A 25,487-nucleotide genomic window follows, 5' to 3' on the forward strand; every position below is an offset into this window, starting at 1 on the left:
TGGTCATACCAACTCCTCCCGAACCCGGATGCGAGTGGCGACAAGTCTCGGATCGCGGCGCTCGACCGCCGGCTCGCGGGTGCGGCGCCAGTCGGTGAGCGCTGTCCGGATGACAACCCGCGCGGGACGGTCGGGGTCGACATGCCGGAACACGTACGACGTGGTGACCATGGCGAGCGCGATCTCCCAGGCGGGGAAGGCGTCGAACTCCCAGGTCATCAGGTAGTGCAGGACCATGAAGAGCGGAACCAGCGCCACGAACATGCCGTACTGCGCGTACGGCAGGTGGATGGGCAGGGTGTAACCCGGGGGGCCCAGATAGACGAGGCGCGCCCGGTAGATGTCGTCGTCGGTACGAAGCCGCATCTCAGTTGAAGATCAGATCGATGAGGTAGTCGCCGACGAAGAACAGGGTCGCGGCTCCGGCGATGAACGCCAGTCCCACGATGGCGATGGCCGAGCTGGTCAGAACCTTGGAGATCTCACCGCGGCTGGCTCGTCCAATGAAGATCACGCCGAGCACCGCGAGCAGGATCGGCGCGATGTTGCTGGCGAAGAAGGTGACGATGCCTTCGGTGTTGATGCCCTTGGGTTCGGGCGCAGCGAGCGTGGCCTGTTGGAGCACGGCCGCGGCCTGCTGGGCGAGCTCAGTGGCGATCATTGGTGTACCTCCCCGTGTCCGGCTAGGGGATTCCGGACACGCTGCAGTTGTGAAGCCTCACGGCACCGCCCATATCGTGCTACTTCCCACCCTGCGCGTCGAGTGAGCCGTTCGGGCATTGCCATGCTCGTCTGCTCTCTCCGGTTCCAGCAAATGATGCCCAGATCCGAAGAGTACGGCCCGCCGTTCTTGGCTACAAGCGTCCGAAACGTTACGCAAGGTGATGGGGTGCGTGAAATTGAGTTACGGGCCATCGTACGCACGTGCTACAACCCCGGCCGCCGTACCCTCGTCCCGTGACGACTGAGCCGACGGATGCGCAGGTCGCGGGCCGCGCGTTGACGCATGTGGATCACCCGGTCGTGATGGGCATCCTCAACGTCACCCCCGACTCCTTCTCGGACGGCGGGAAATACACGGACGTGGACGCCGCCGTCGACCATGGCGTTGACCTGCGGTACGCAGGTGCGAACATCGTGGACGTGGGCGGTGAGTCGACCCGCCCCGGGGCCGAGAGAGTGGACGCCGAGACCGAGATCTCCCGCGTGGTCCCGGTGATCCGGGCCCTCGCCGGCGCCGGGGTGCCGACCAGCGTCGACACCACTCGGGCCGCGGTCGCGCTCGCGGCCCTCGAGGCCGGGGCCACAGTGATCAACGATGTCTCGGGGGGCCTGGCCGACCGGGACATGGCCCGGGTGGCCGCCGAGGCCGGCTGTCCGTGGATCCTCATGCACTGGCGCGGGCACTCCCGCCACATGAGCCGGCTCGCGGTCTATGACGACGTCGTTTCCGAGGTGCGCGACGAGCTGCTCCAGCGCGTCGACGAGGCGCTCGCGGCGGGAGTCGCGGCGGAACAGATCATCCTCGACCCCGGCCTCGGTTTCGCCAAGACCGCCGAACACAACTGGGCTCTCAGCGCCCACCTCGACGTCCTGGTCGGCCTGGGTTACCCGGTCCTCTTCGCGGCCAGCCGCAAGACCTACCTGGGCCGGTTGCTGGCCGGGCCGGACGGCGAGCCTCGCCCGGTCGAGGAGCGTGAGGCAGCCACCCTGGCCACGTCGGTGCTGGCGGTGGCGGCCGGGGCCTGGGGCGTACGGGTGCACGACGTCGCCGCCACGGCCGACGCGCTGGCCGTCTGGCGGGCCACGGGCTCGCCCAAGTTCCCGCCACGGTGACGGCGCGTGACGCACGATCAAGGCGGGGCGAGCCGGTGAATGAGGAGGAGTGAACGCGTGGAGGGCCAGATCACGCTGACCGGTCTGCGGGTGCGCGGGCGGCACGGCGTCTTCGACTTCGAGCGCGAGCAGGGTCAGGACTTCGTGATCGACGTACGCCTCGATCTCGACCTCGCCCCCGCCGCGAGCAGCGACGACGTGACCGACACAGTGCACTACGGCGAGCTCGCCGGCCGGCTGGCCGAGATCGTCGGGGGCGAGCCGGTCAACCTCATCGAAACACTGGCCGGCCGTTTGGTCACGGCCTGTCTCGACGACCCCCGGGTCACGGCGGCCGAGGTGACCGTCCACAAGCCGCAGGCTCCGATCCCACTCGAGTTCGCCGACGTCGCCGTCACACTGCGCCGGAGCCGTACGTGACCAGGGCCGTTCTCTCCCTCGGCAGCAACCTCGGCGATCGCGAGGGCCACCTGCGCCAGGCGGTCCGGGTGCTCGGCCGTTGTGTGGAGCGGGCCTCCGGCATCTACGAGACGCCGCCGTGGGGCGATGCCGACCAACCGGCGTACCTGAACGCGGTGGTGCTCGTCTCCGATCCGGCCGCGGCCCCGCACGACTGGCTGCAGCGGGCCCGGGCTGTCGAGACGGCCGCGCTGCGGGTCCGCGATCCGGAGCGCCGGTTCGGCCCGCGCACGATGGACGTCGACGTGATCGTGGTGCGCGACGCCGACGGGCGGCCGGTGCTCAGCGCCGACCCCGAGCTGACGCTGCCTCATCCGCGGGCCCACCTCCGCGCGTTCGTGCTGCGCCCGTGGCACGACATCGAGCCCGCCGCCGAACTGCCCGGGCACGGCCCGATCGCCGCGCTGCTCGCCGGCCCGGCGCTGGCCGCTGACCTCGCCGCGCTGAGCCCCCGGCCCGATCTCGCACTAGAGTCGACGGCGTGAGCAGCAACCCGCAGGCGCCCAAGTCGGATCCGTCGATGCGTCCGACCAGCATCTCGGTGCTGATCGTGGCGGGCCTGGGCGCGGCCGCCGTGGGCTGGCTGCTGCTGAGCTTCTCCTACTCCACCCTGCCCGAGCTGCCGTGGTCGCCGGTGATCGTGCTGGGCGTCCTGGCCGTCGCCGAGGGCCTGCTGGCGCAGAACACGGCGGCACGGATCCAGCGCAAGCCGGGCGCGCCCCGGGTCGACCCGCTCGCCGTCGCCCGTTACGTCGCGCTGGCCAAGGCGTCGTCGCTCGTCGGGGCGATCTCGGCCGGGTTCTCGGCGGGCCTGCTGGCCTGGCTCGCGATGGAGCCCACCGAGGCCGCGCACGACGACCTGCCGGTCGCCATCGGCGGCGTGGCCACCGCGTTGGCGCTGGTCGGGGCGGCTCTCTGGCTGGAACGCTCGTGCCGCATCCCGGAAGGGCCCGACTCGCAGGACGCCGACGACTCGGACCGGCCCTCCGGACTGCTCTGACCCGCGCCGGATCCTGCTCGCGGGCTTGAACCGAGCCCGACTCGTATCCGTATGCTGCTGGGCACGGGCATGCGCCCGGGCGGAGTTCGGCGTGCGTTCTTCACCGCACGGTGCGCAACGCACACGAGGAGGCACGGCGATGGCGTACGACGAGGCGACCTACCGTCGGCAGACCGAGGAGCCCACGCCCACCGATCCGGCTGCCTACCGGGCCAACACGCTGGCCGCGGCCGAGCAGCGCAGGCGGGCCGAGGAGCTCGACGTCGCCGGCGACACCACGGGCGACGTGCTGCGCCGGCCCGACGCCGACGAGGACGGGCGCGACCGCCTCGGCATCCATCTCGGCTGGGAGGTTGTGCTGCTGGTCGCCGCGGGGGCGATCGGCTTCCTCCTCTGGCGCCTCGACGCCGACAGCCTCAGGCGGCCCGACCTCGACACCCTGCTCATCACGGGCGCCGCGATCGGCCTGCTCGCCCTGGGCGCGGGCCTGACCCTGCGGGCCGGCGTGCCCAACCTGGCACTCGGCCCGATCGCCCTGGCCGCCTCGTTCCAGTACGCCGAGCAGGGCGACAAGGGGCTGTTCCAGGCCGTGGTCCCGGCGCTGGTCTTCGCCGCGGCCGGGGCCATCGTGATCGGTCTGGCCATCGTCGTGCTGCACGTGCCCGGCTGGGCGGCGACGCTCGCGGCCGCGCTCGGCGTGATCGTCTTCGACCAGCTGCGGGTCGCGCCGGTCGCCGTCCAGGGCGACTACGACCCCACCGACCAGGCGTTCTTCCTGTTCGGCGGGTTCGCGCTGCTGGCCGTGCTGGGCGGGGCCCTGGGCGCTGCCACCCCCGTACGCCGGTGGCTCGGCTCGATGCGCCCGACCGGAGACCCGGCCCGTCGCCGCGGCCCGGTTGTCGCGCTCCCGGTGATCGGCTCGCTGCTGCTCTCCTCGATCTTCGCGGTCGGCGCGGGCGTGCTGTTCACCGCGCTGTCCGACGATCCGGTCGTGCCCGGCACCGGCCTCGAGTGGACGGGCATCGCGATCGGGGTGGCCCTGCTCGCCGGCACGAGCGCGTACGGGCGTCGTGGCGGCCTGTTCGGCACGCTGTTCGCGGTGGCCGGGCTGACGCTGTTCCTCGACTACGCCGCCCGCCGCGACTTCGACATCGCCCTGTTCGCTATCGCGGCCAGCGTCTTCGCGGGTGGCCTGGTCGTCACCCGGCTCGTCGAGACGTACGGGCGTCCGCTGCCCGCGGCCGGGTCCGCCGACTGGAACGCCGCCCCCACCACGACCGGCACGAACTGGTCACCCGACCTGCCCGAGACCTGGTCGACGTCGAGCACCGCCCCGCGTACGGACCGATGGGACGCCGGACCCTGGGGAACCAGCCGGTGATCCACCGGGCGCTCCGCCTATGCTTTTGGTCATGACCACTCCGAGCTTCGCCGAGCTGGACGCCCTGCCCACCGAGGAGCTGCGCGAGCGCGCCTTCACCCGGGCCCGGGAACGGCGCGACGTCGGCTTCTTCTGGTCGGTCTTCAAGCACCTGCCCGACGCCGACGAGGCCGCCCAGCTCGACGGCGCGCCCAACTCGATCGGCCCCACCGTCGAGGAAGCGGTCGCGCTCTGGCGTGAGCTCGAGGGTCACGGCTACGGCGACAACGAGCCCCTGCTGCGCGCGGCCTTCATCGACTACCTGCAGAAACACTAAGGCCTGTTTCATAACTGGGGCGAGTGCGAGGAGCGGTCCAGATTTCGTCTGGGGGTGGCCCGTGGAAGCCCGGCTCCCGGTGTTGGAACCGGGCTTCCACGGGACGCCGCCAGGCGGGATCTGGGCCCCTCCGCAGCCCCGTCTCAGTTATGAAACAGGCCTTCGGTATTCACTGCCGTCGTTTGGGAAGTGGGCCGCTCTGGGAATTAGCGGCTCATGGCTCTCGGTAACCGGTACAAGTCTGCGCCTGGTGCGGGCACGTTGGCCGCGCTCATATTGGTTCTCGTCTTCGGCAGCCCGTGGTACGCGGAGTGGGCGGCCGACAACACCAACCCCGACACGGCCGGCGGCTGGTGGCTTCGCCTGCTCTCCTGGCCCCGCTGGTCCTTCGATTCGAGCGACTCGCTGCGCGACATCGTGGTCGGCGACCTCAAGGCGATCCTGCTGGTCGTGCTGACCCTGCTCTTCCTGTACCTGCTGCCCGGCTCCCAGTTGGCCCGGGCCCGCGGGACGATCAGCCAGTTCTTCGCCGGCTGGGCGGCGTACATCTTCGCCGGTGGTTTCGCCGCGCTGTTCACGACGCTGTTCCTGGCCAACCCGTCGCTGCTGGGCGCCTTCCAGGCGGCGGGCAACGGCGCCGCGTACGGGCTGTTCGTGGGGTGGATCGTCGGGTTCGCCACCCTTGGCGGGTACCGCGGCACCCGATGACCGGCCCACGGCCGGCCGCACCTGACAGGCCGGCCGAAGCGTTCGCAACTGCGAACAGTTTGACGCTGTGGCTCGCTCCGGAAAGCCGGACGCAAGCCCCAGTTCGGTAATCAAACGCCCCCGGAAAGTGTCCGGTATGGCCGATATTTAGACCATCTGAAGGTCGCCGATCGAACATTTGCCCGATCGGCGGCCGTGGGTAATATCGGCGGCCATGCCGGACCAGGACTCCGTGGCGGGGAACGCACGCCTGCTACGCGGCCTCATCTGGGCGGGTGTTCTGCTCGCCCCGGTGGCCGCGGCTGTTGTGCTGCTCGGCCAAAGCTCGAACACCGTGCGGTTCGCCGTGCTCCTCATCGCCGTCGCGCTGGTGCTGATCGGCGCCTCGGTGCTGGTCCGCAACGACCCGGTGCTCGGGCAGATGGATCTCGAGGAGCGCGTGGCCGAAGAGGTGGCGACGCTGCGCCGCGAGCTGCGAGCCGAGTTCGGCGGTGGCCATGGCGCTGCCCAGGTGCACGGCGGGCCGCCCCGCGGCGGTCGTCCGCCCCCGATGCCGGCGCCCGCGGCCGTGGCGACGATGCGTCAGCAGCCGCCGGAGGAGGAACCGTCCAGTTTCTTCGCCGACCTCCCGGCCGAGGGCCAATACCCGGACCCGTTCGCCGGCAACTACCCCGAGGCCGGCTACCCGGACAACAACTACGCCGAGGCCAACTACCCGGACGACAACTTCGGGGAGAGCAACTACCCGGAGGGCGCCTACTCCGAGAACGAGTACGCCGACGACGGCTACCCCGAGGACGACTACGGCCCCCAGCCCGTCCCGCCGATGCCGTCCGGGCCGCCCCCGATGCCGCCCGGCCCGCCTCCCATGGGCACCGCCCGGCCCGCGCCGGCAGGTGGTCGCGCGGGTGTCCCCGGTCCCGTTCCCGCTGGTGGTCGCGCGGGTGTCCCCGGTCCCGTTCCCGCTGGTGGTCGCGCGGGTGTCCCCGGTCCCGTTCCCGCTGGTGGCCGCGGGGGTGTCCCCGGTCCCCTTCCCGCTGGTGGCCGTGCGGGTGTTCCGGCCCCCGCGCCCACGGGTGGCCGCGCCGGTGTTCCGGCCCCCGCCGCCTCGGCCGCCGTACGCCCTCCGGCCCGCACCGGTCCCGGCATGACCACCGGCGGCCGTCAGATCAAGCCGGAGCCGGGCACGTCGTCCGGCGGCCGCCCGATCGCCGCGGCCGCCGTGGTGCCGCCCCCGCCCCAGGTCCCGAGGCAGCGGGGTGCCGCCTCGGCGCCCCCGCCGCGTGCGTCGGCACGACCCAGGAACCCGTACGGTCCCCAGCCCGATTCGCCGGCCGAGGACTTCGGCTACGCCGCCCAGGCCCCCGGCGTCTACGGCTCACCGGCGAGCACCAACACGTACGGGTCGCCCGCCGGCACGTACGGCGGTGGCAACGACTTCGACTCCGACGAGTACAACGGCTACGGCGCCCCGAGCTACGGCGCCGACTACGGTCCGGCCCCGTCCGCCGACTACGGAGCACCGTCGCACGAGCCCGGCGGCGCCACCGGCGACCCGAACTACAAGGCCCGCCGTCACCGCCCGTCGGCCAACGACACCAACGTGGGCTCGCTCAGCGACTTCGCGTCGTACGGTGGCTATTCCCCCGACCCTGGGCACGGGCGGCGCTGACGGCCTACTTGTCGATGTCGCCGACCACGAAGAACATCGAGCCGAGGATCGCGATCAGGTCCGGCACCAGGCAACCCGGAATGAGCGTGGCCAGCGCCTGCACATTCGCGTAGGAGGCGGTGCGCAACTTCATGCGCCACGGCGTCTTCTCGCCCCGCGACACCAGGTAGTAGCCGTTGACGCCGAGCGGGTTCTCGGTCCAGGCGTACGTGTGTCCCTCCGGCGCCTTGACCACCTTGGGCAGCCGCACGTTGACCGGCCCCGAGATGCGGTCGACCCGGTCCAGGCACTGCTCGGCCAGGTCCAGCGACACGAACGTCTGCTCCAGCAACACCTCGAACCGGGCATGACAGTCGCCGGTGCTGCGGGTCACCACGGGCACGTCCAGCTCCCCGTACGCGAGGTAGGGCTCGTCGCGGCGCAGGTCGAAGTCGAGTCCGCTGGCCCGCGCGACCGGCCCCGAAGCCCCGTACGCGGCCGCCTGTTCCGCCGTGAGAACGCCGACCCCCACCGTACGGGCCAGGAAGATGTCGTTGCGGCGGATCAGGTTGTCCAGGTCGGGCAGCCTGGTCCGGACGGTCTTGATCGCCTCGCGGGCCCGGCCCGTCCAGCCCGCCGGAACCTCCTCCTTGAGCCCGCCGACCCGGTTGAACATGTAATGCATGCGTCCGCCGGAGACTTCCTCCATGACGGCCTGCAGCGTCTCGCGCTCACGGAACGCGTAGAACATCGGCGTGATCGCGCCGATCTCCAACGGGTAGGACCCCAGGAACATCAGGTGGTTGAGCACCCGGTTGAGCTCGGCCAGCGCCATCCGCAGCCAGGTCGCGCGCTCGGGCACCTCGATGCCCATGAGCCGCTCGACGGCCAGCGCGACCCCCAGCTCGTTGGAGAACGCGGACAGCCAGTCGTGCCGGTTGGCCAGCATCAGGATCTGCCGGTAGTCGCGCACCTCGAACAGCTTCTCGGCGCCGCGGTGCATGTACCCCACGATCGGCTCGCAGGCGACGACCCGTTCACCGTCGAGCGTCAGCTTGAGCCGCAGCACGCCGTGCGTCGAGGGGTGCTGCGGACCGATGTTGAGCACCATGTCGGCGGTCTCGAGCCCGGCCCCCGTGCCCACGGTCATCTCGCGCAGCTGATCCGTCACAGGAGCATGCTCCCACGGTCGCCCAGCCCGATGCCGTGCAGCAGCCACCAGTGCCCGCCGAGCCCGGCCGGTTCGATCAGCTCGGCCTCCGCCCCGGCCGCGGCCAGCGCGTGCACGTAACCCTTCGGATCGGTTCGGGCCAGGTCCAAAGGTGGCCGGGCGCCGTCGACACCGAGCGCTCTGAGGGCCTCACGCTGCCGGATCAGCCCGTACGGGGTCCCGGCCGCGGCCGCCACGGCATCGATCGCGACGTGCGCCGTCACGTCGCACGACCCGTCCGGAACCGGCTGCACCTGGCGCCCGGCCCGGAACCCGGTCAGCGACCCGAGCGGCGGCCGTTCCCCCCGCAGATGCCCGTAGTCGATCGTCAGCGCGCACCCACGGCGCACATGTTCCACCGCATCGGCCCAGGCGGCGTCCCGCGGCCAGCCGATCTCCGCCCGGCCCGGTCCGCTCCACCACCGGCGCAACCAGAACAGGTCGGCCGCGTCGACCAGCCCACCCAGCGACTCGGCGCCTGTCGCCGGTTCGACCAGCACCTTGCGCAGCCGCCCGTGATCGTCCAGATCAGCCACGTCGAGCGGCACGTTGTCCAGCCACTCGGTCGCGATCAGCAACCCCACGATGTCTTGCGGAATGTCCGCCCGCCAGGCGATTCCCGCGGCGAGCTCGCCTGGCCGCGACCCCCGGGCCCCCGGTTGCGTTGCGCGCCTCTCCGGCTGTGCTGCGAGCGTCCCCGGCTGCGGCGCGAGCTCGACGGCGGTGAGCCGGAACCGCTCGGGCAGCAACGGCCGCAGCGTGCTGAGCAGCTCACCCCGGCCCGCCCCCACGTCGACCAGGTCGAACGTCTTGGGCCGCCCGAGCGCGTCGTCGACCCGGTCGACCAGGCGCAGCAACGCCCCGGCAAACAGCGGCGACGCGTGCACGCTCGTCCTGAAGTGATCGGCAGGCCCCTGATCCTCGCGCACGAAGAACCCGTCGGGCCCGTAGAGCCCGGCCTCCATGGCCTCCCGCCACCCTTTCACACCGCTCACCCTAAGCCGAACGGTCACCCGGGTGGTGAGTTCAAACCCGGGTCGTCAGCTGGAGTCAGGGGTAGTGGTTGACCGCTGCGCGGGATGGGGTTGTTCACACCGTCTTGTCACGGGCCTGTTACGGCGGAGCATACTTGCGCTCGACCGGTACCCCTTTCGAGGACTGGATCTGGATATGAGCGCTTCGTCGCGTCTTACAGTGGGCGTTGTCGGCGCGGGGCGAGTCGGGGCCGTGCTGGGCGCCGCGCTCCAGGCCGCCGGGCATCGCGTTGTCGCCGCCGCGGCTGTTTCGGCCGCGTCCCGTGAGCGGGCCGCCCGCTTGCTTCCCCAGGCCGCGATCCTGCCCGCCGACGAGGTAGCCCGCGCCGCCGACGATCTTCTTCTTCTCGCGGTGCCGGATGACGCGCTGGGCGCCGTCGTTTCCGGCCTGGCCGCCACCGGGGCTCTGCGGCCGGGGCAAAAAGTCGCGCACACCTCGGGCGCGCACGGGCTTGCCGTGCTGGGTGACGTCGAGGGCCTGGCCCTGCACCCGGCGATGACCTTCACCGGCGCCGGCACGGACCTCGACCGGCTGCCCGGTATCGCCTGGGGGATCACCACGGCCGACCGCGTGTTCGCGGCCCGGCTCGTGGCCGATCTGGGCGGCGTGCCCGAGTGGGTCGCCGAGGACGCCCGCCCGGTCTATCACGCGGCCCTGGCGCACGGGGCGAACCATTTGGTCACGCTGGTCAACGAGGCCTCCGACCTGCTGCGCGCGGCCGGCATCGAGGCGCCGTCGCGGGTGCTGTCGCCGCTGCTGCACGCCGCGCTCGACAACGCGCTGCGGCTGGGGGACGCGGCGCTGACCGGGCCGGTTTCGCGGGGGGACGCCGGAACCGTCGGCAAGCACCTCGACCGCATGCCGCCCGAGGCCGTACCGGCTTATCTGGCCCTGGCCCGTCGCACGGCCGACCGGGCGATCGCCGCCGGCCGCCTGCGTCCCCATGACGCGGCGTTGCTCCTCGGAGTCCTGTCCCGCGCCCAGGAAACAACCCGCACCGGGCGAAAGGCGAATGCCGAGGAGCGGGGAGCGGTGGGGAGCCCGGCATGACGTACGTGATACACACCCGTGCCGAGCTGGCCCGGGACGTCGCCGCAGTGCCGGGGGAGATCGCGGTCGTGATGACCATGGGCGCGCTGCACGAGGGGCACCGCCGGCTCATGCGGGAGGCCCGGAAACGCTCCGCCTTCGTGATCGTCACGGTTTTCGTCAACCCGCTGCAGTTCGGCCCGAACGAGGACTTCGACAAGTACCCGCGCACGCTGGAGGCTGACGTCGAGGCGTGCCGGGCCGAGGGCGTCGACCTGGTCTTCGCGCCGAGCCGGGATGAAATCTACCCGGCCGGGGTCCCGTCGATCACGATGAACGCGGGCCCCCTGGGCGAGATCCTCGAGGGCGCCAGCCGGCCCGGCCACTTCTCCGGCATGCTCACGGTCGTCCAGAAGCTGCTGATGCTGACCCGGGCGGACGTCGCTTTCTTCGGCGAGAAGGACTTTCAGCAGCTCACGCTGATCCGCCGGATGGCGCGCGACCTCGAGATCGACGTCGAGATCGTGGGGGTGCCGACCGTGCGCGAGCCGGACGGCCTGGCGATGTCGAGCCGCAACCGCTACCTCTCGCCGGATGACCGCCGGGCCGCGCTCGCCCTGTCCCGGGCGCTGCGCGAGGGCGCCACCCACACCGACGCCGAGGCTGCTTTGGCGACCGCTCGCAAAATCCTTGCCGACGAGCCTTCCGTACGCGTCGACTACCTCGCCCTCACCGGCCCCGACCTGGGCGAACCGGGCGAGGAGGGCCCGGCCCGGCTGCTCGTCGCGGCCCGGGTCGGCGGGACCCGGCTGATCGACAACGTGCCACTGACCCTGGAGAGGGCCGCCTGATGTTCCGCACCATGCTCAAGTCCAAGATTCACCGGGCCACCGTGACCCAGGCCGACCTGCACTACGTGGGCTCGGTGACGATCGACCTCGACCTGCTCGACGCGGCCGACCTGCTCCCCGGCGAGCAGGTGGCGATCGTCGACGTGACCAACGGGGCCAGGCTCGAGACGTACGTGATCCCGGGTGAGCGGGGCAGCGGGGTGATCGGCATCAACGGCGCCGCGGCTCACCTCGTGCACCCCGGTGACCTGGTCATCCTCATCTCGTACGGGCAGATGGACGACTCCGAGGCACGCGCTTACCAGCCGCGGATCGTGCACGTCGACGCCGACAACAAGATCATCGAGCTGGGCGTGGACCCGGCCGCGGCCGCCGAGGGCATGCCGGGTGGTCTGCGGCGAGGGGACATGGTCACCGCCGGCTGAACGATTCCCCAAACGCCGCCGATCTCGGTTTAGATCCTCATATGATCAGAAATCGGACATTGGCGGCGTGTGCTGGGAGGGTGCAGGTCCATGCGACACCGGCTCGGCCCGCGCCACCCGGCCCGCAGCAGGGAAGCTCACCTCGCCCGACAAATCCGTTACAGGCGGCAGGCCGGACGTGAGGGTGGGCGTACGGCGGGCAAGCGGATCGGCCGGGTGTTCGGTGCCGCCGTGATCACGGCCCTGCTTGCGGCCGGCTGTGGCATGCCCGGCGGCGTGGACGGCGACCTGACCAACGGCTGGGCCGCGATGGCCCCCGCGACAGGCTTCGAACCCACCGAGGGCGCCTGTCACAACGCCAACTTCAACCCGGTCGGTCCCCGCGGCACGTACGAGGAGGTCGACTGCGCCGCCAAGCACCGCACCGAGACCGTCTACGTCGGCGCCTACGAATCCCCTGCCGCGGACGCCGACGTCCCGCCCGCCGACGGTTCGGCCGCGGCCCGTACGGCGTACTCGGTCTGTGATCAGAAGACGACCACGTTCGTCGGCGGGCCGTGGCGCAACGCGCGGCTGTGGATCGGCGTGACCCGCCCGACCGAGGCGGCCTGGAGCGGCGGCGCCCGCTGGTTCCGCTGTGAGGTGCTGGAGCTGAACTCGGTCGAGGACGACGGCGGCCTGGTGCAGCGGGAGGGCTCCTTGCGTGACGTGCTCTCCGACGGGAGCTCGGACGTGATCCTCGGCTGTTACGCGATCCAGATGGACGGCAACGGCGCGATCGCCACCATGCCCGCGGTGAGCTGCGCGGCCAAGCACAACGGCGAGTTCGTCGGGGTCTGGCACGCCGAGGACCTCGACTATCCCAAGGACGACGCCACCTGGGCCAAGTTCCACGACGGCTGCCGCAACCTGATCGCGGATTTCGTCGGCGTGCCCAAGGACGGCGACCTGCAATACCGTACGGGCGTGGTCTCCCTGCCCGGCGGCGCCGACGTCTGGGCGCAGGGCGACCGCGGGGTGCGCTGCTACCTCTGGCTGGACGGCGTGCAGCTGACCTCGACGCTGCGCGGCAAGGGCGTCAAGAGCCTTCCCGTCCAGTACAAGTAACGGTGACCACGAATGTCGCACCCCGGCCGCACGTCGTCCCGGCGGCGGAGTGTACTGAGCGGATGTATGTCGCCGACCTTCCGGAGCTGCCCCGACGGCTCGCCGCGGCCGAGCCGGGCTGGAGCGAGACCACCGACGTGCTCGTCGTGGGCTCCGGCGTGGCCGGCCTGACCGCCGCGCTGTACCTGCGGGAGCAGGGACTGCACGTCACCGTGGTCACCAAGGTCAACATCGATGACGGTTCGACCAAGTGGGCCCAGGGCGGCATCGCGGCGGTGCTCGACCCGCTCGACACCCCGGCCGCTCACGCCAACGACACCGAGATCGCCGGCGTGGGGTTGTGCGACCCCGCAGCCGTGCGCGTCCTGGTCGAGGAGGGCCCGGCCCGCGTACGGGAACTGATCCGCCGGGGCGCCGCGTTCGACCGCAACGACGACGGCTCGCTGATGCTGACCCGCGAGGGCGGGCACCGAGCCGACCGGATCGTGCACGCGGGCGGCGACGCCACCGGCGCCGAGGTGCAGCGTGCCCTGCATCAGGCGGTGCACCGCGACCCGTGGATCCGCCTGGTCGAGCACGCGCTCGTGCTCGACCTGCTGCGCGACGCCGAGGGCCGGGCCTGCGGCATCACCCTGCACGTGCTGGGCGAGGGCAGCGAGGACGGTGTCGGCGCGATCCTGGCCCGCGCGGTGGTGCTGGCCACCGGCGGCATGGGTCAGATCTACGCGTCCACCACCAACCCGTCGGTGTCGACCGGCGACGGCGTGGCCCTGGCGTTGCGGGCCGGCGCGGCGGTCACCGACGTGGAGTTCGTCCAGTTCCACCCGACCTCGTTCGTCACCGCGAACGTCACGTCGGTCCAGCGGCCGCTGATCTCCGAGGCGCTGCGCGGCGAGGGCGCCCACCTGGTCGACGAGAGCGGCAAGCGGTTCATGGTCGGTCAGCACGAGCTGGCCGAGCTGGCCCCGCGCGACGTGGTGGCCAAGGGCATCCACCGGGTGTTGCGGGCCACCGGCGCCGATCACGTCTATCTCGACGCCCGGCACCTCGGCGCGCGGTTCCTCGAGCAGCGCTTCCCGACGATCGTCGCGTCGACCCGGGCCGCCGGCATCGACCCGGCCACCGACCTGATCCCGGTCGCCCCGGCCGCCCACTACGCCTCCGGCGGCGTCCGCACCGACCTGCGGGGGCGGACGAGCATTCCCGGTCTGTACGCGTGCGGCGAGGTCGCCTGCACCGGCGTGCACGGCGCGAACCGCCTGGCCAGCAACTCCCTTCTCGAAGGCCTGGTCTTCGCCAAGCGGATCGCCGACGACATCGCCCACGAGCTGCCGGCGCAATCCGAGCCCGCGCCCGACACCGGCGAGCCGGGCTGGGTGGTGACCCCGGCCGTACGCGCCGAGCTGCAGCGCAGCATGACCCGGGGCGCCGGCGTGCTGCGCTCGGCCGAGTCGCTGAACGCCACCGTCCGCGACCTGTCCCTCCTCGCCGAGCGGCGCGACACCCCCCGCAACGCCGCCTGGGAGGCGACGAACCTGCTCACGGTGGCGTCCGTGCTGGTCGCGGCGGCCCGCGCACGCCGCGAGACGCGCGGTTGCCACTGGCGCGAGGACTTCCCGGTCGCCGAGGACGAGTGGCGCGGCCATCTGCTGCACACCCTCGACGGCAGGACCCGGCTCACCCAGTCCTTCGAAGAGATGGCCTGACCACAGGGGGAACCATGAACGAGCTCGACGTGGCGGAAGTAGAAATGATCGTCCGCACCGCGCTGGCCGAGGACCTCGGCTCGCCGCCGCGCGACGTGACCAGCGAGGCCACCATCCCGGCCGACCAGACCGATACGGCCGAGCTGGTGGCGCGGGCCGACGGCGTGGTGGCGGGGCTGCCGGTGGCGGCGATCGTCTTCAACGACACGTCGGGCCACGTGGCCACCTTCGAGCAGCGGGTGGCCGAGGGCGACCGGGTGCGGCGCGGCGACGTGCTGGCCGTGATCACCGGTCCCACCCGGGCCTTGCTGACCGGCGAGCGTACGGCCCTCAACCTGCTCAGCCGCATGTCCGGTGTGGCCACTCACACCCGCCGCTGGGCCGACGCGCTGGCCGGCACGAAGGCCACCGTGCTGGACACCCGCAAGACCACACCCGGCCTGCGCTACCTCGAGAAATACGCCGTACGGGTCGGCGGCGGCACCAACAAGCGCATGGGCCTCTACGACGTCGCCATGATCAAGGACAACCACAAGCTCGCCGCCGGCAGCATCACCGCCGCCTTCCGCCTCGTCCGCGAGAAGTTCCCCGACGTGCCGGTGCAGGTCGAGGTGACCACGGTGGCCGAGGCGGTCGAGGCGGTCGAGGCCGGGGCGACGTTCCTGCTCTGCGACAACATGCCGCCCGACCGGCTGCGCGAGGTGGTGGCCGAGGTGGGTGACCGGGCCGAGCTCGAGGCGACCGGCAACCTACGCTTGGAGACGGTTTCGGATTACGCCGCCACCGGTGTCGACTACCTCTCGGTCGGCGGCCTGACCCACTCCTCCCCCATCCTCGACATCGCCATGGACCTGCGCCCCCGCTGACGGCCGGGGGCCCGAGACAAAGGGTTTCCCGTGCTGCTCTGCATCGACATCGGCAACACGAACACAGTGCTGGCGACCTTCGACGGCGACAAGCTGGTGCACAACTGGCGGATCAAGACCGACGCGCGGTCCACGGCGGACGAGCTCGGCCTGATGTTCCGCGGGCTGCTGGCCGGAGACGCCGTCGAGATCACCGGGGTCGCGGCGTGCTCGACCGTGCCGGCCGCCCTGCGCAGCGTGCGGACGATGCTGGCCCGCTACTACGGCGAGCTGCCCAATGTGATCGTCGAGCCCGGCGTACGGACCGGCGTGCAGCTGGCCATCGACAACCCCAAGGAGGTCGGGGCCGACCGGGTGGTGAACACGCTGGCCGCGCACGCGCTCTACGGCGGCCCGTCCATCGTGGTCGACTTCGGCACCACCACCAACTTCGACGTGATCAGCGAGCGGGGCGAGTTCCTGGGCGGGGCGTTCGCGCCGGGCATCGAGATCTCGTTCGACGCGCTCGCCGCCCGCGCCGCCCAGCTGCGCAAGGTCGAGCCGGCCAAACCCAAGTCGGTGATCGGCAAGAACACCGTCGAGTGCCTGCAGTCCGGCATGTATTTCGGGTTCGCCGGACAGGTCGACGGCATCGTCTCGCGCATGATCGACGAGATCGGGCCGGTCAAGGCAGTGATCGCCACGGGCGGGCTGGCCTGGCTGGTCAAGGACGAGTGCAAGACGATCACCGCCCACGAGCCGATGATCACGCTGATCGGCCTGCGGATGGTATATGAGCGGAACGTGTGAGAGGTTCCAGGGTTTTTATTCGGTTTTCCGCCGCGGGTAGGCCCTGAGTAGGCTTTACGCGCCTCATCCACTCATACAGAGAGTCGTGCCGTGACCGAGCAGAATGTGCCCGTCCCTGATCCCGCCGAGGACCTTCCCGAGCAGATGCGGGTCCGCCGGTCGAAGCGGGACCGGATGCTCGCCGAAGGGGTGTCCCCCTACCCGGTGAACGTCGCTCGGACGGCGACGCTGAAGCAGGTCCGCGAGCAGTACGCCGACCTGCCCGTCGACGCGGCCACCGCCGATCAGGTGTCGGTCGCGGGCCGGCTCATCTTCATCCGCAACGGCGGCAAGCTCTGTTTCGCCACCCTGCGCGACGGTGACGGCACCGAGCTCCAGGCCATGCTCTCGCTGGCCAAGGTGGGTGAGGAGCGCCTGGCCGCGTGGAAGCAGCTCGTCGACCTGGGCGACATCGTCTCGGTCACCGGCGAGGTGATCACCAGCAAGCGCGGCGAGCTCTCCGTGCTGGCCGACACGTGGGCGATGAGCGCCAAGGCCTTGCGGCCGCTTCCGGTGGCGCACAAGCCGCTCTCGGAGGAGACGCGGGTCCGTCAGCGGTACGTGGATCTGATCGTCCGCCCGCAGGCACGTGACACGGTTCGCTTCCGGGCCACCGTCGTGCGCAGCCTGCGTGAGTCGCTGTTCCGGCGCAATTTCCTCGAGGTCGAAACGCCGATGTTGCAGTTGTTGCACGGCGGTGCCACGGCCCGCCCGTTTGTGACGCACAGCAACGCCCTCGACACCGATCTCTATCTGCGGATCGCGCCCGAACTCTTTTTGAAGCGGGCAGTCGTCGGTGGCATCGACCGCGTCTTCGAGATCAACCGGAACTTCCGCAATGAGGGTATGGACTCCACCCACTCGCCGGAGTTCGCGGCGCTCGAGGCCTACCAGGCGTACGCGGACTACAACGTCATGCAACAGCAGACGCGCGAGTGGATTCAGGAAGCCGCCTTTGCAGTCGCCGGATCACACGTAGTGACCCACTTCGACGGCACCGAGTTGGATCTCGGTGGCGAGTGGGCGTCGGTGACGCTCTATGGTTCGCTCTCGGAGGCCCTCGGCGAAGAAGTCACCCCGCAGACCGAAATCGCGCAACTGCAGCGGTATGCCGAAAAGCATGACCTTTCCGTCGATCCCAAGTGGGGCCCCGGCAAGCTCGTCGAGGAGCTGTTCGAGCACCTCGTGGAGCACACCCTGCAGGCGCCGACGTTTGTGCGGGATTATCCCGAAGAGACCGCTCCGCTGACCCGCGCCCACCGCGAGACCCCGGGTCTCACCGAGAAGTGGGACCTCTACGTGAAGGGTTTCGAGTTGGCCACCGCGTATTCCGAGCTGGTCGATCCGGTCGTGCAGCGCGATCGGCTGCTCGCCCAGTCGCTGCTGGCCGCGGGCGGCGACGCCGAGGCGATGCAGCTGGACGAGGATTTCCTCCGTGCCATGGAGTACGGAATGCCGCCGTCCGGTGGCATGGGAATGGGAATCGACCGCCTTCTGATGGCGCTCACCGGGCTCGGTATTCGGGAAACGATCCTCTTCCCGCTCGTCCGGCCGGAGTAAGAACCGGCCCTCGTCAGTAAGAGCCGGCCCGCCCCAGTAAGGGCCCGGGCCGGCTCGGACAATCCAAAATAACAAAATGTTGCGACCGCCATTGACGGACGACTGCGCCCTGGCGTTATTGTCTGTGCGTTGTGGTGGGGAGAACCTGTGTTCGGGAGGATAACCGCGCGTGGCCAAGCAGATCATTCACAAGCTGGTCGATGACATCGACGGGGGCGACGCCGACGAGACGGTGAAGTTCGCTCTCGACGGGATTCAGTACGAGATCGACCTGTCGGAGAAGAACGCCACCAAATTGCGTGAGCTGTTCGAGCCGTACGTGACGGCCGGCTCCAAGGTCGCTCGCGGCGGAGTGGTTGTGGGGGGCCGGGCCGCTCGTGGCCGCGGCGGCGCCACCGCCGACCGGGAGCAGAACAAGGCCATCCGCGAGTGGGCCAAGAAGGCCGGCAAGGACATCTCGGACCGGGGTCGCATCCCGCAGGAGATCGTGGACGAGTTCCACGCCAAGGGGCCGGGTCGCAACTGACGACCGCCCACGGACGCAGCAGGGTCCGCCGCACACCGGTGCGGCGGGCCCTGCTTCTTTTCGCTCGATCTTCGGCGCCGCGCCGTAGGGTTATCCACAGGTGGGGACAACGTTGTCCACAGCCTGTGGACAACGGAACCCCGATTTCGCTGTCCGCGTAGCCGTACCGCTGGGGGAACAGCCTCTGAGCGTGCGAAGTTGGCTAAATCAACGTTGCGGACGGTTTCAAGGGGCCGCGAGGACCCAGCAAGACCACCCGGCGGCGATAGAGTTGTCAGTACGGGTATCACCGATGCCCGTGCGCTGGCCCCGCCAGTCCATTGGCGCACGGCACGTGAGGAGCACGAGGGCATGTTCGAGCGGTTCACCGACCGAGCGCGACGGGTTGTCGTCCTGGCCCAAGAAGAGGCCCGGATGCTCAACCACAACTACATCGGGACCGAGCACATCCTGCTCGGCCTGATCCATGAGGGTGAGGGCGTCGCTGCCAAGGCTCTGGAGAGCCTGGGCATCTCCCTGGAGGGGGTGCGGCAGCAGGTCGAGGAAATCATCGGCCAGGGTCAGCAGGCGCCGAGCGGGCACATCCCGTTCACGCCCCGAGCCAAGAAGGTTCTCGAGCTGTCGCTGCGTGAGGCGCTGCAGCTCGGCCACAACTACATCGGCACCGAGCACATCCTGCTCGGCCTGATCCGCGAGGGCGAGGGCGTCGCCGCCCAGGTCCTGGTGAAACTGGGCGCCGACCTCAACCGGGTCCGCCAGCAGGTCATCCAGCTGCTCTCGGGCTACCAGGGCAAGGAGCCGGCCGCGGCCGGCGCGGCGGCGGGCGAGGCCGCGCCGTCGACGTCGCTGGTGCTCGACCAGTTCGGGCGTAACCTCACGCAGGCCGCCCGCGAGGGCAAGCTTGACCCGGTGATCGGGCGCGAGAAGGAAATCGAGCGGGTCATGCAGGTGCTGTCCCGCCGCACCAAGAACAACCCGGTCCTCATCGGTGAGCCCGGCGTCGGCAAGACCGCGGTCGTCGAGGGCCTGTCCCAGTCGATCGTCAAGGGCGAGGTGCCCGAGACGCTCAAGGACAAGCAGCTCTACACGCTCGACCTCGGTGCGCTGGTCGCCGGTTCGCGTTACCGCGGTGACTTCGAGGAGCGCCTGAAGAAGGTGCTCAAAGAGATCCGCACCCGCGGCGACATCATCCTGTTCATCGACGAGATCCACACCCTGGTCGGCGCGGGCGCCGCCGAGGGCGCGATCGACGCGGCGAGCATCCTGAAGCCGATGCTGGCCCGCGGCGAGCTGCAGACCATCGGCGCGACCACGCTGGACGAGTACCGCAAGCACCTGGAGAAGGACGCCGCGCTCGAGCGCCGCTTCCAGCCCATCCAGGTCGGTGAGCCGTCGCTGGCGCACACCATCGAGATCCTCAAGGGTCTGCGCGACCGCTACGAGGCCCACCACCGGATCAGCATCACCGACGCCGCCCTGGTCGCGGCCGCGACGCTGGCCGACCGCTACATCTCCGACCGGTTCCTGCCCGACAAGGCGATCGACCTGATCGACGAGGCCGGCGCACGGATGCGCATCCGCCGGATGACCGCGCCGCCGGACCTGCGTGACTTCGACGAGCGCATCGCCCAGGTGCGCCGCGACAAGGAGTCCGCGATCGACGCGCAGGACTTCGAGCGGGCCGCGCAGCTGCGTGACAAGGAGAAGCAGCTCCTGGGTCAGAAGGCGCAGCGGGAGAAGGAGTGGAAGGCCGGCGACCTCGACGTCGTGTCCGAGGTCGACGACGAGCAGATCGCCGAGGTCCTGGGCAACTGGACAGGCATCCCGGTGTACAAGCTGACCGAGGAAGAGACCTCGCGGCTGCTGCGCATGGAGGATGAGCTGCACAAGCGGGTCATCGGCCAGGAGGACGCGGTCAAGGCCGTCTCCAAGGCGATCCGGCGTACGCGGGCCGGCCTGAAGGACCCGAAGCGGCCCAGCGGCTCGTTCATCTTCGCCGGCCCGTCCGGTGTGGGTAAGACCGAGCTGTCCAAGGCCCTCGCCGAGTTCCTGTTCGGCTCGGAAGACGCGCTGATCCAGCTGGACATGTCCGAGTTCCACGACCGGTACACGGTGTCGCGGCTCGTCGGCGCCCCTCCCGGCTACGTCGGCTACGACGAGGGCGGCCAGCTGACCGAGAAGGTGCGTCGTAAGCCGTTCTCGGTGGTGCTGTTCGACGAGATCGAGAAGGCCCACCCGGACGTGTTCAACACGCTCCTGCAGATCCTGGAGGACGGCCGGCTGACCGACGGTCAGGGCCGGATCGTGGACTTCAAGAACACGGTCATCATCCTGACCACGAACCTGGGCACCCGGGACGTGGCCAAGGCGGTGTCGCTGGGCTTCCAGGCCTCGGAGGACGTCGAGAGCAACTACGACCGGATGAAGGTCAAGGTCAACGACGAGCTGAAGCAGCACTTCCGCCCGGAGTTCCTCAACCGCATCGACGACACGATCGTCTTCCACCAGCTGCGCCAGGACGAGATCTTGCAGATCGTCGACATCTTCACGTCGCGGATCGAGGGCCAGCTCAAGAACAAGGACATGGGCCTCGAGCTGACCGACAACGCCAAGAAGTACCTGGCCAAGAAGGGCTTCGACCCGGTCCTGGGCGCCCGCCCGTTGCGCCGCACCATCCAGCGCGACCTGGAGGACACCCTCTCCGAGCAGATCCTGTTCAACGAGCTGCGCCCCGGCCAGATCGTTGTCGTGGACTGCGAGGGCGACCCGGAGAACGTCGAGAAGGCGAAGCTGACCTTCACCGGCGCCGACCGGGGGATCGCGGTTCCCGACGCGGTTCCGGCCGACCTCGGGGCGACGGCCACCGAGGAGTAAGCACAAGTACGAAACGGCCCGGCTGCGACGAGAAGCGCAGCCGGGCCGTTTCGTGCGCAGGCCCGCGCACGCGGCGGGGGGACCGCGTGCGCGGGGGCTGGGGTCAGCTCAGCCGCAGGACAGTGCCGGTCGAGCCGAGCGAGACGGTCGAACCCGAGAAGCGCAGGTAACCGCCGTCGGTGCGCAGCTTGAGGCCTGTACGGGTCGTCTCGCGGCGGAACACCAGGGGGCTGCCGCCGAGGGCCAGGCCCGGGCCGATGAACTGATCCGGGTGGTCGACCGACCGAGCCACCTCCGTGCCGTCGTCACGGGCCTCGAAGCGGAACTGCGTCGCGGCGAGGTCGTGCGGCGCCCGCTCGACCACCAGCGCACCGCCGGTGGAATGCCGCACGAAGTCGTTCGGCCGGTCCGCGGGGGAGATCCGTACGATCGGCCCGCCGTCACCCACGGGCACGCCGAACAGCGGGGTGCCGTCCGGATGCCAGTAGAGCCGCTGCACCCGCGCGTGCCGGTTGGGGTCGTACAGCGGGTCGCCGGTGATGTCCCGGTAGTCGCGGGCGTGGTAGACGAGCACGTCCGTACGCCCGTCCTCGGCCACCGTGAACGAGTTGTGCCCGGGCCCGTAACGAGCGGTGGCCGCCGACGTCACGAAGACCGGGTCGGGCGTCTTCACCCACGACTCGCGCCGCAGCAGGTCGGCGTCCGCGTCCGCGGTGAGCAGGCCCATGCAGTAACGCGCGTCAGTGGCGCTGGCCGAGAAGGTCAGGAACACCCGGCCGTTGCGGATCAGGACGGCCGGCCCCTCGTTGACCCGGAAACCCTGGATCTCCCAGTCCCGGGTGGGCGTGGTGATCCGGGTCGGCTTGGTCGCCAGCGACCACGGTGTGCCCATCCGGGCGATGTAGAGGCTGGTGTTGACCGCGATCTCGGGCTCGCTCTGCGCCCACACCAGGTAACGCTTGCCGCGGTGGGCGAACGTCGTGGCGTCCAGCGTGAAGCCGTCCCACTCGGTCATCAGCTGGGTTTTGAGCTGCCAGCCGGTCGGGTCGAGCGGGTCGGCCAGCGGCGACTCCAGCACGTAGGTGCGGATGCGGAACACGTCGTCGGAGTCGCCGGCCGCGAAGTAGACGTACCACTTGCCGCCGATGCGGTGCAGCTCCGGCGCCCAGATGTGCCCGGCCATCTTGCCGCCGGCCGGGCGCCGCCAGATCACCGTCTCGGCCGCGCCGGTGAGCCCGGCCAGGGTGGACGCGCCGCGCAGGGCGATCCGGTCGTACTCGGGCACCGAGCCGGTGAAGTAGTACATGCCGTTGGTGCGCGGGGTGACGAACGGGTCGGCCCGCTGGGTGACCAGCGGCTGGACGGTCGGGACGCCGTAGATTTCGGCGTCGGTGCGGGGCTGGGCGGCGGTGGCAGGCGACGAGGAGGCCAGGCCGATCCCGGCCAGACCGGTGCCGGCAGCTGCCCCGAGAAGCGTGCGTCGCCTCAGGTGGAAGGACATGCGAGGCTCCTTATCGGATCTTGAGGCGCAGGAAGGTGACCGAGCTTCCGGGGAACTCCCGGCTGAAGGTCGAGCCGAGGCCCTTGACCGTCGAGGTGACCGGCAGGATGGGTTCGGCCGAGCGGGTGTTCTGCTCGCCCGGGTCGCCGGTGAGCACGGTTATGCGGCCGGTGGAGGCCACCTTGAGCCGGCCGAGGTCGACCTTGGTGAGCGCCGGCTCGGGCGAGGCGTTCACGACCTTGACGATGATCTCGCCGGCCTTCGTGTCGCGGGTGACGACCTGTGCGAACGGCTCGGTGACCTGGTTGTCGTCGAAGCTGCCCCACACCTCGCCGTCGCGGATCAGCGTCACCTTCGTGCCGCGAACCTCGATCCGGAGGTCGTACGTCTGGCCGGTGTTGACCGTGTCGGGGCGGGTGAGCAGCTGTTCCTTGGCCGCTGACGACCCGGTGGCCTTCTCGATCGCGCCCTGCGTGTTGTTCCAGCCGCCCAGGTTCCACCAGTACCAGGAGCCCGAGTCCTTGATCCCGAAGGGGATGAGGAAGCCCTCGTCGCCGGCGGTCTTGGTGGCCTTGACGGTGATGTCGTATTCGGTCGCGGTGATGCCGGTGGCCGCCGCGACCATCGTGTTCTCGGCCGTCACGTCGGTTTGCGCGTACGCCCCGTCGGCCACCGCCCAAGCGCCGCGGTTCTCGAGCGGGGTCCAGCCGTCCGCGTTGCCGTCGTCGAAGGTGTCCTCGAGCAGCACCGTGCCGTCCGGCGTGGTGACCTTGAGATCGTCGTACCGGGCCGCCGTACGCCACGTGGAGAGCCCGACCCGGCCGGTGATCGGCTTCGGCTGCACGACCCGGCCACCGGTGACCGTGGACGGCACCACCCGGTCACCGACGTTGTTCATGAACAGCTTCTGCACCTGATAGCTGGTCGAGCCCCACGACTCGTCGTTGTCGAGCCAGATCAGGTCGGGCCGCCACTGCACGTTGTCGATGTTGGCGAACAGCGGGGCGTACGAGGCCATCTTGACCACGTCGGCGTTGCGCTCCAGCCCGGTCATGTAGGCCGCCTCGGCCAGCGAGTTGAAGAACTTGGCGTCCTGCGACGCGTACTCGCCGAGGAAGACCTTGGGGCCGCTGCGGTCGTACGAGTCGTAGCGGTCGTTGTTCTGCAGGAACCAGTTGGGACTGTTGTAGTAGTGCTCGTCGACCATCTCGGTGCCGGCGGCCTTGTTCTTGGCCCACAGGTTGTCGAAGGTGACGCCCATGTCGTCCGGCCCGGAGTTGCTGATCACCGTGATGGCCGGGTACTTCGCCTTGATCGCGTCGCGGAACTTTCCGAAGTTCGCGAAGTACTCGTCGGGCAGGTTCTCCTCGTTGCCGACCGCCACCATGGTCAGGCCGAACGGTTTCGGGTGGCCCATCTGCTGCCGAAGCTTGCCCCATGTCGAGCTGACCGGGCCGTTGGCGAACTCGATCAGGTCGAGCGTGTCCTGGATGTGCCGCTGCAGCAGGGCCGGGTCGTCGGTCGCGCGGTTCTGCCCGCAGCCGGTGACCAGGGCCGGCACCACGGGCAGCGGGGCCGCGCCGATGTCCTCGCTGAACTGGAAGTACTCGTAGTAGCCGAGCCCGTAGCTCTGGTTGTAGCCCCAGAAGTTCGCGTTGGTGGCCCGGGTCTCGACCGGACCGACCGTGTCCTTCCACTGGTACGAGCGGGCGCGCGGGAAGCCGGAGGCGGCGTCGTACGCGTAGTGGCTGCCGGTGTTGACCAGGCACCCGCCGGGGAAGCGGACGAACCCGGGGCGCAGGGCGGCCACCTTTTCGGCGAGGTCTTTGCGCAGGCCGTGGCCCTTGTAGGTGGCGCGGGGGAACAACGACACCATGTCGAGCCGGTGGGCGCCGGCGCCGTTCGCCGACATGGAGAGGCGCCCGGCGTCGCTGGTGCTCGTGGCGCGCAGTGTCCCCGCGTACCGGGACCAGGTGTTGTCCTTGATGTTGATCTTCAGGGGGGTGGCGAGCGCGGCGCCGCCGGCCGTCGCCAGCGAGATCGTCAGGGCTGCGGCGCTGTCGCTGCGGGCCCAGACCGAGAAGTCGTAGAGCTCGCCCTCCTTGACCGCGACGCCGCTGTTGAAGCCGGCGTTGGTGATGCTGCCCGGGCCGGTCAGCCGCAGGTAGGTGCGGTTGCGTTCGTTCAGGCGCTCGGCGTCGTCGACGGTGGTCGCCGTGCCGGTCGCCGTCCAGCCGGTCAGGCCCGTGTACGAGCGGTTGTCGGCGGCCTGGAACTCGAAGGAGCGGTTGCGGATCAGTTCGGCGTAGAGCCCGCCGTCGGCCGCGTAGTTGATGTCCTCGAAGAAGACGCCGTACATCTCGTCGCCGATGGCCGGGCCGGTCCTGGCCGGGTCGACGGTGATCGTGTAGTCGGGGGTGGGGGCGGCGGCGGCCGGTGGGGCGACCACCAGGGGCAACGCGGCCAGGGCAACAACGGCGCCGGCCGTTCGGGATCGGAAGCGGGCCACGGGGGTCCTCCCGTTGTTCGCGCGAACACGTCGGCCTCCGAGTGCATGAACGGTGACTCCATTAGCGCACCTAGACGGCAGTGTCCGTGTGAGTTCGATCGATGTTAGC

The 25,487-nt window shown here is 70.3% G+C and carries 24 protein-coding genes; 18 read left to right on the forward strand and 6 right to left on the reverse strand.

What is annotated here, in order from left to right:
- Positions 1 to 3 precede the first annotated feature (3 nt).
- A complete protein-coding gene (locus C8E87_RS17695) occupies positions 4 to 366 on the reverse strand; it encodes a hypothetical protein (protein WP_133874116.1) in 363 nt (120 codons plus the stop codon).
- Position 367: 1 nt separating this feature from the next.
- Complete coding sequence (locus tag C8E87_RS17700) at positions 368 to 661, reverse strand: hypothetical protein (RefSeq protein WP_133874117.1); 294 nt, start codon at positions 659 to 661, stop codon at positions 368 to 370.
- Between the two features lie 365 nt (positions 662 to 1,026).
- On the opposite strand from C8E87_RS17700, the gene folP reads away from it, so the two are divergent.
- From folP to C8E87_RS17740, 8 genes are all read left to right on the forward strand, one after another.
- Entirely contained in the window at positions 1,027 to 1,836 is an 810-nt protein-coding gene (folP, locus tag C8E87_RS17705) for a dihydropteroate synthase (protein ID WP_133876900.1), read from the forward strand.
- A 39-nt stretch (positions 1,837 to 1,875) separates the two neighbouring features.
- Positions 1,876 to 2,256: a dihydroneopterin aldolase gene (folB, locus tag C8E87_RS17710; protein WP_438866071.1), complete on the forward strand. Its 381-nt coding sequence runs from the start codon at positions 1,876 to 1,878 to the stop codon at positions 2,254 to 2,256.
- Positions 2,253 to 2,780, forward strand: a complete 528-nt coding sequence (folK, locus tag C8E87_RS17715; RefSeq protein WP_133874119.1) for a 2-amino-4-hydroxy-6-hydroxymethyldihydropteridine diphosphokinase — start codon at positions 2,253 to 2,255, stop codon at positions 2,778 to 2,780. The genes folB and folK overlap by 4 nt, the downstream gene beginning before the upstream one ends.
- A 35-nt stretch (positions 2,781 to 2,815) precedes the next feature.
- On the forward strand, positions 2,816 to 3,295 hold the full coding sequence (locus C8E87_RS17720; protein WP_133876901.1) for a DUF3180 domain-containing protein: 480 nt from the start codon (positions 2,816 to 2,818) through the stop codon (positions 3,293 to 3,295).
- A gap of 139 nt (positions 3,296 to 3,434) precedes the next feature.
- Positions 3,435 to 4,676 (forward strand): ABC transporter permease, encoded by a 1,242-nt coding sequence (locus C8E87_RS17725; protein WP_133874120.1) that lies wholly within the window; start codon positions 3,435 to 3,437, stop codon positions 4,674 to 4,676.
- A gap of 31 nt (positions 4,677 to 4,707) precedes the next feature.
- On the forward strand, positions 4,708 to 4,992 hold the full coding sequence (locus tag C8E87_RS17730) for a hypothetical protein (RefSeq protein WP_239080549.1): 285 nt from the start codon (positions 4,708 to 4,710) through the stop codon (positions 4,990 to 4,992).
- A gap of 216 nt (positions 4,993 to 5,208) precedes the next feature.
- Positions 5,209 to 5,700, forward strand: a complete 492-nt coding sequence (locus C8E87_RS17735; RefSeq protein WP_133874122.1) for a hypothetical protein — start codon at positions 5,209 to 5,211, stop codon at positions 5,698 to 5,700.
- 214 nt (positions 5,701 to 5,914) lie between these two features.
- Positions 5,915 to 7,372 (forward strand): hypothetical protein, encoded by a 1,458-nt coding sequence (locus C8E87_RS17740; protein WP_133874123.1) that lies wholly within the window; start codon positions 5,915 to 5,917, stop codon positions 7,370 to 7,372.
- A 4-nt stretch (positions 7,373 to 7,376) separates the two neighbouring features.
- On the opposite strand, the gene C8E87_RS17745 is transcribed toward C8E87_RS17740, so the two are convergent.
- Together C8E87_RS17745 and C8E87_RS17750 are read right to left on the reverse strand one after the other, a co-directional pair.
- Positions 7,377 to 8,501, reverse strand: a complete 1,125-nt coding sequence (locus C8E87_RS17745) for an NADH-quinone oxidoreductase subunit D (protein WP_133876902.1) — start codon at positions 8,499 to 8,501, stop codon at positions 7,377 to 7,379.
- A 17-nt stretch (positions 8,502 to 8,518) separates the two neighbouring features.
- Complete coding sequence (locus C8E87_RS17750) at positions 8,519 to 9,526, reverse strand: SAM-dependent methyltransferase (RefSeq protein ID WP_133876903.1); 1,008 nt, start codon at positions 9,524 to 9,526, stop codon at positions 8,519 to 8,521.
- Positions 9,527 to 9,731: 205 nt separating this feature from the next.
- Here C8E87_RS17750 and C8E87_RS17755 point away from each other — a divergent pair, with 205 nt between their 5' ends.
- The 10 genes from C8E87_RS17755 to C8E87_RS17800 all read left to right on the forward strand — a co-directional run bounded on the left by C8E87_RS17755 (position 9,732) and on the right by C8E87_RS17800 (position 21,368).
- Positions 9,732 to 10,646, forward strand: coding sequence for a Rossmann-like and DUF2520 domain-containing protein (locus C8E87_RS17755; protein ID WP_133874124.1), 915 nt, complete (start codon positions 9,732 to 9,734; stop codon positions 10,644 to 10,646).
- On the forward strand, positions 10,643 to 11,476 hold the full coding sequence (gene panC, locus C8E87_RS17760; protein WP_133874125.1) for a pantoate--beta-alanine ligase: 834 nt from the start codon (positions 10,643 to 10,645) through the stop codon (positions 11,474 to 11,476). Before C8E87_RS17755 ends, panC begins: the two co-directional genes overlap by 4 nt.
- On the forward strand, positions 11,476 to 11,901 hold the full coding sequence (gene panD / locus C8E87_RS17765; RefSeq protein ID WP_133874126.1) for an aspartate 1-decarboxylase: 426 nt from the start codon (positions 11,476 to 11,478) through the stop codon (positions 11,899 to 11,901). The genes panC and panD overlap by 1 nt, the downstream gene beginning before the upstream one ends.
- Positions 11,902 to 11,991: 90 nt before the next feature.
- Positions 11,992 to 13,008, forward strand: a complete 1,017-nt coding sequence (locus C8E87_RS17770; RefSeq protein WP_133874127.1) for a septum formation family protein — start codon at positions 11,992 to 11,994, stop codon at positions 13,006 to 13,008.
- 62 nt (positions 13,009 to 13,070) lie between these two features.
- Positions 13,071 to 14,714 carry an L-aspartate oxidase gene (locus C8E87_RS17775; protein WP_133874128.1) on the forward strand — a complete coding sequence of 548 codons (1,644 nt, stop codon included), beginning with the start codon at positions 13,071 to 13,073 and terminating at the stop codon, positions 14,712 to 14,714.
- Between the two features lie 14 nt (positions 14,715 to 14,728).
- The gene (nadC, locus tag C8E87_RS17780) at positions 14,729 to 15,580 is read left to right on the forward strand and encodes a carboxylating nicotinate-nucleotide diphosphorylase (protein ID WP_133874129.1); all 852 of its coding nucleotides are present in this window, start codon (positions 14,729 to 14,731) and stop codon (positions 15,578 to 15,580) included.
- Positions 15,581 to 15,610: 30 nt separating this feature from the next.
- A complete protein-coding gene (locus C8E87_RS17785; RefSeq protein ID WP_133874130.1) occupies positions 15,611 to 16,369 on the forward strand; it encodes a type III pantothenate kinase in 759 nt (252 codons plus the stop codon).
- A 90-nt stretch (positions 16,370 to 16,459) separates the two neighbouring features.
- A complete protein-coding gene (lysS, locus tag C8E87_RS17790; RefSeq protein ID WP_133874131.1) occupies positions 16,460 to 17,968 on the forward strand; it encodes a lysine--tRNA ligase in 1,509 nt (502 codons plus the stop codon).
- A gap of 169 nt (positions 17,969 to 18,137) precedes the next feature.
- The gene (locus C8E87_RS17795) at positions 18,138 to 18,494 is read left to right on the forward strand and encodes a histone-like nucleoid-structuring protein Lsr2 (protein WP_133874132.1); all 357 of its coding nucleotides are present in this window, start codon (positions 18,138 to 18,140) and stop codon (positions 18,492 to 18,494) included.
- Positions 18,495 to 18,845: 351 nt separating this feature from the next.
- Positions 18,846 to 21,368, forward strand: coding sequence for an ATP-dependent Clp protease ATP-binding subunit (locus C8E87_RS17800; RefSeq protein ID WP_133874133.1), 2,523 nt, complete (start codon positions 18,846 to 18,848; stop codon positions 21,366 to 21,368).
- A 103-nt stretch (positions 21,369 to 21,471) separates the two neighbouring features.
- Here the strand turns inward: C8E87_RS17800 and C8E87_RS17805 are convergent, their stop codons facing one another.
- Both C8E87_RS17805 and C8E87_RS17810 read right to left on the reverse strand, forming a co-directional pair.
- The gene (locus C8E87_RS17805) at positions 21,472 to 22,869 is read right to left on the reverse strand and encodes a glycoside hydrolase family 43 protein (protein ID WP_133874134.1); all 1,398 of its coding nucleotides are present in this window, start codon (positions 22,867 to 22,869) and stop codon (positions 21,472 to 21,474) included.
- 10 nt (positions 22,870 to 22,879) lie between these two features.
- Positions 22,880 to 25,378: an alpha-L-arabinofuranosidase family protein gene (locus C8E87_RS17810; RefSeq protein WP_203720881.1), complete on the reverse strand. Its 2,499-nt coding sequence runs from the start codon at positions 25,376 to 25,378 to the stop codon at positions 22,880 to 22,882.
- Positions 25,379 to 25,487: the final 109 nt, after the last annotated feature.

Source organism: Paractinoplanes brasiliensis (assembly GCF_004362215.1).
GTDB classification, from domain to species: domain Bacteria; phylum Actinomycetota; class Actinomycetes; order Mycobacteriales; family Micromonosporaceae; genus Actinoplanes; species Actinoplanes brasiliensis.

Bases quoted from the DNA above. Each gene is read 5' to 3' on its own strand.
- C8E87_RS17695 (WP_133874116.1), bottom strand. From the start codon at position 366: ATGCGGCTTCGTACCGACGACGACATCTACCGGGCGCGCCTCGTCTAT.
- C8E87_RS17700 (WP_133874117.1), bottom strand. From the start codon at position 661: ATGATCGCCACTGAGCTCGCCCAGCAGGCCGCGGCCGTGCTCCAACAG.
- folP (WP_133876900.1), top strand. From the start codon at position 1,027: ATGGGCATCCTCAACGTCACCCCCGACTCCTTCTCGGACGGCGGGAAA.
- folB (WP_438866071.1), top strand. From the start codon at position 1,876: ATGAGGAGGAGTGAACGCGTGGAGGGCCAGATCACGCTGACCGGTCTG.
- C8E87_RS17720 (WP_133876901.1), top strand. From the start codon at position 2,816: ATGCGTCCGACCAGCATCTCGGTGCTGATCGTGGCGGGCCTGGGCGCG.
- C8E87_RS17725 (WP_133874120.1), top strand. From the start codon at position 3,435: ATGGCGTACGACGAGGCGACCTACCGTCGGCAGACCGAGGAGCCCACG.
- C8E87_RS17730 (WP_239080549.1), top strand. From the start codon at position 4,708: ATGACCACTCCGAGCTTCGCCGAGCTGGACGCCCTGCCCACCGAGGAG.
- C8E87_RS17735 (WP_133874122.1), top strand. From the start codon at position 5,209: ATGGCTCTCGGTAACCGGTACAAGTCTGCGCCTGGTGCGGGCACGTTG.
- C8E87_RS17740 (WP_133874123.1), top strand. From the start codon at position 5,915: ATGCCGGACCAGGACTCCGTGGCGGGGAACGCACGCCTGCTACGCGGC.
- C8E87_RS17745 (WP_133876902.1), bottom strand. From the start codon at position 8,501: ATGACCGTGGGCACGGGGGCCGGGCTCGAGACCGCCGACATGGTGCTC.
- C8E87_RS17750 (WP_133876903.1), bottom strand. From the start codon at position 9,526: ATGGAGGCCGGGCTCTACGGGCCCGACGGGTTCTTCGTGCGCGAGGAT.
- C8E87_RS17755 (WP_133874124.1), top strand. From the start codon at position 9,732: ATGAGCGCTTCGTCGCGTCTTACAGTGGGCGTTGTCGGCGCGGGGCGA.
- panC (WP_133874125.1), top strand. From the start codon at position 10,643: ATGACGTACGTGATACACACCCGTGCCGAGCTGGCCCGGGACGTCGCC.
- panD (WP_133874126.1), top strand. From the start codon at position 11,476: ATGTTCCGCACCATGCTCAAGTCCAAGATTCACCGGGCCACCGTGACC.
- C8E87_RS17770 (WP_133874127.1), top strand. From the start codon at position 11,992: ATGCGACACCGGCTCGGCCCGCGCCACCCGGCCCGCAGCAGGGAAGCT.
- C8E87_RS17775 (WP_133874128.1), top strand. From the start codon at position 13,071: ATGTATGTCGCCGACCTTCCGGAGCTGCCCCGACGGCTCGCCGCGGCC.
- nadC (WP_133874129.1), top strand. From the start codon at position 14,729: ATGAACGAGCTCGACGTGGCGGAAGTAGAAATGATCGTCCGCACCGCG.
- C8E87_RS17800 (WP_133874133.1), top strand. From the start codon at position 18,846: ATGTTCGAGCGGTTCACCGACCGAGCGCGACGGGTTGTCGTCCTGGCC.
- C8E87_RS17805 (WP_133874134.1), bottom strand. From the start codon at position 22,869: ATGTCCTTCCACCTGAGGCGACGCACGCTTCTCGGGGCAGCTGCCGGC.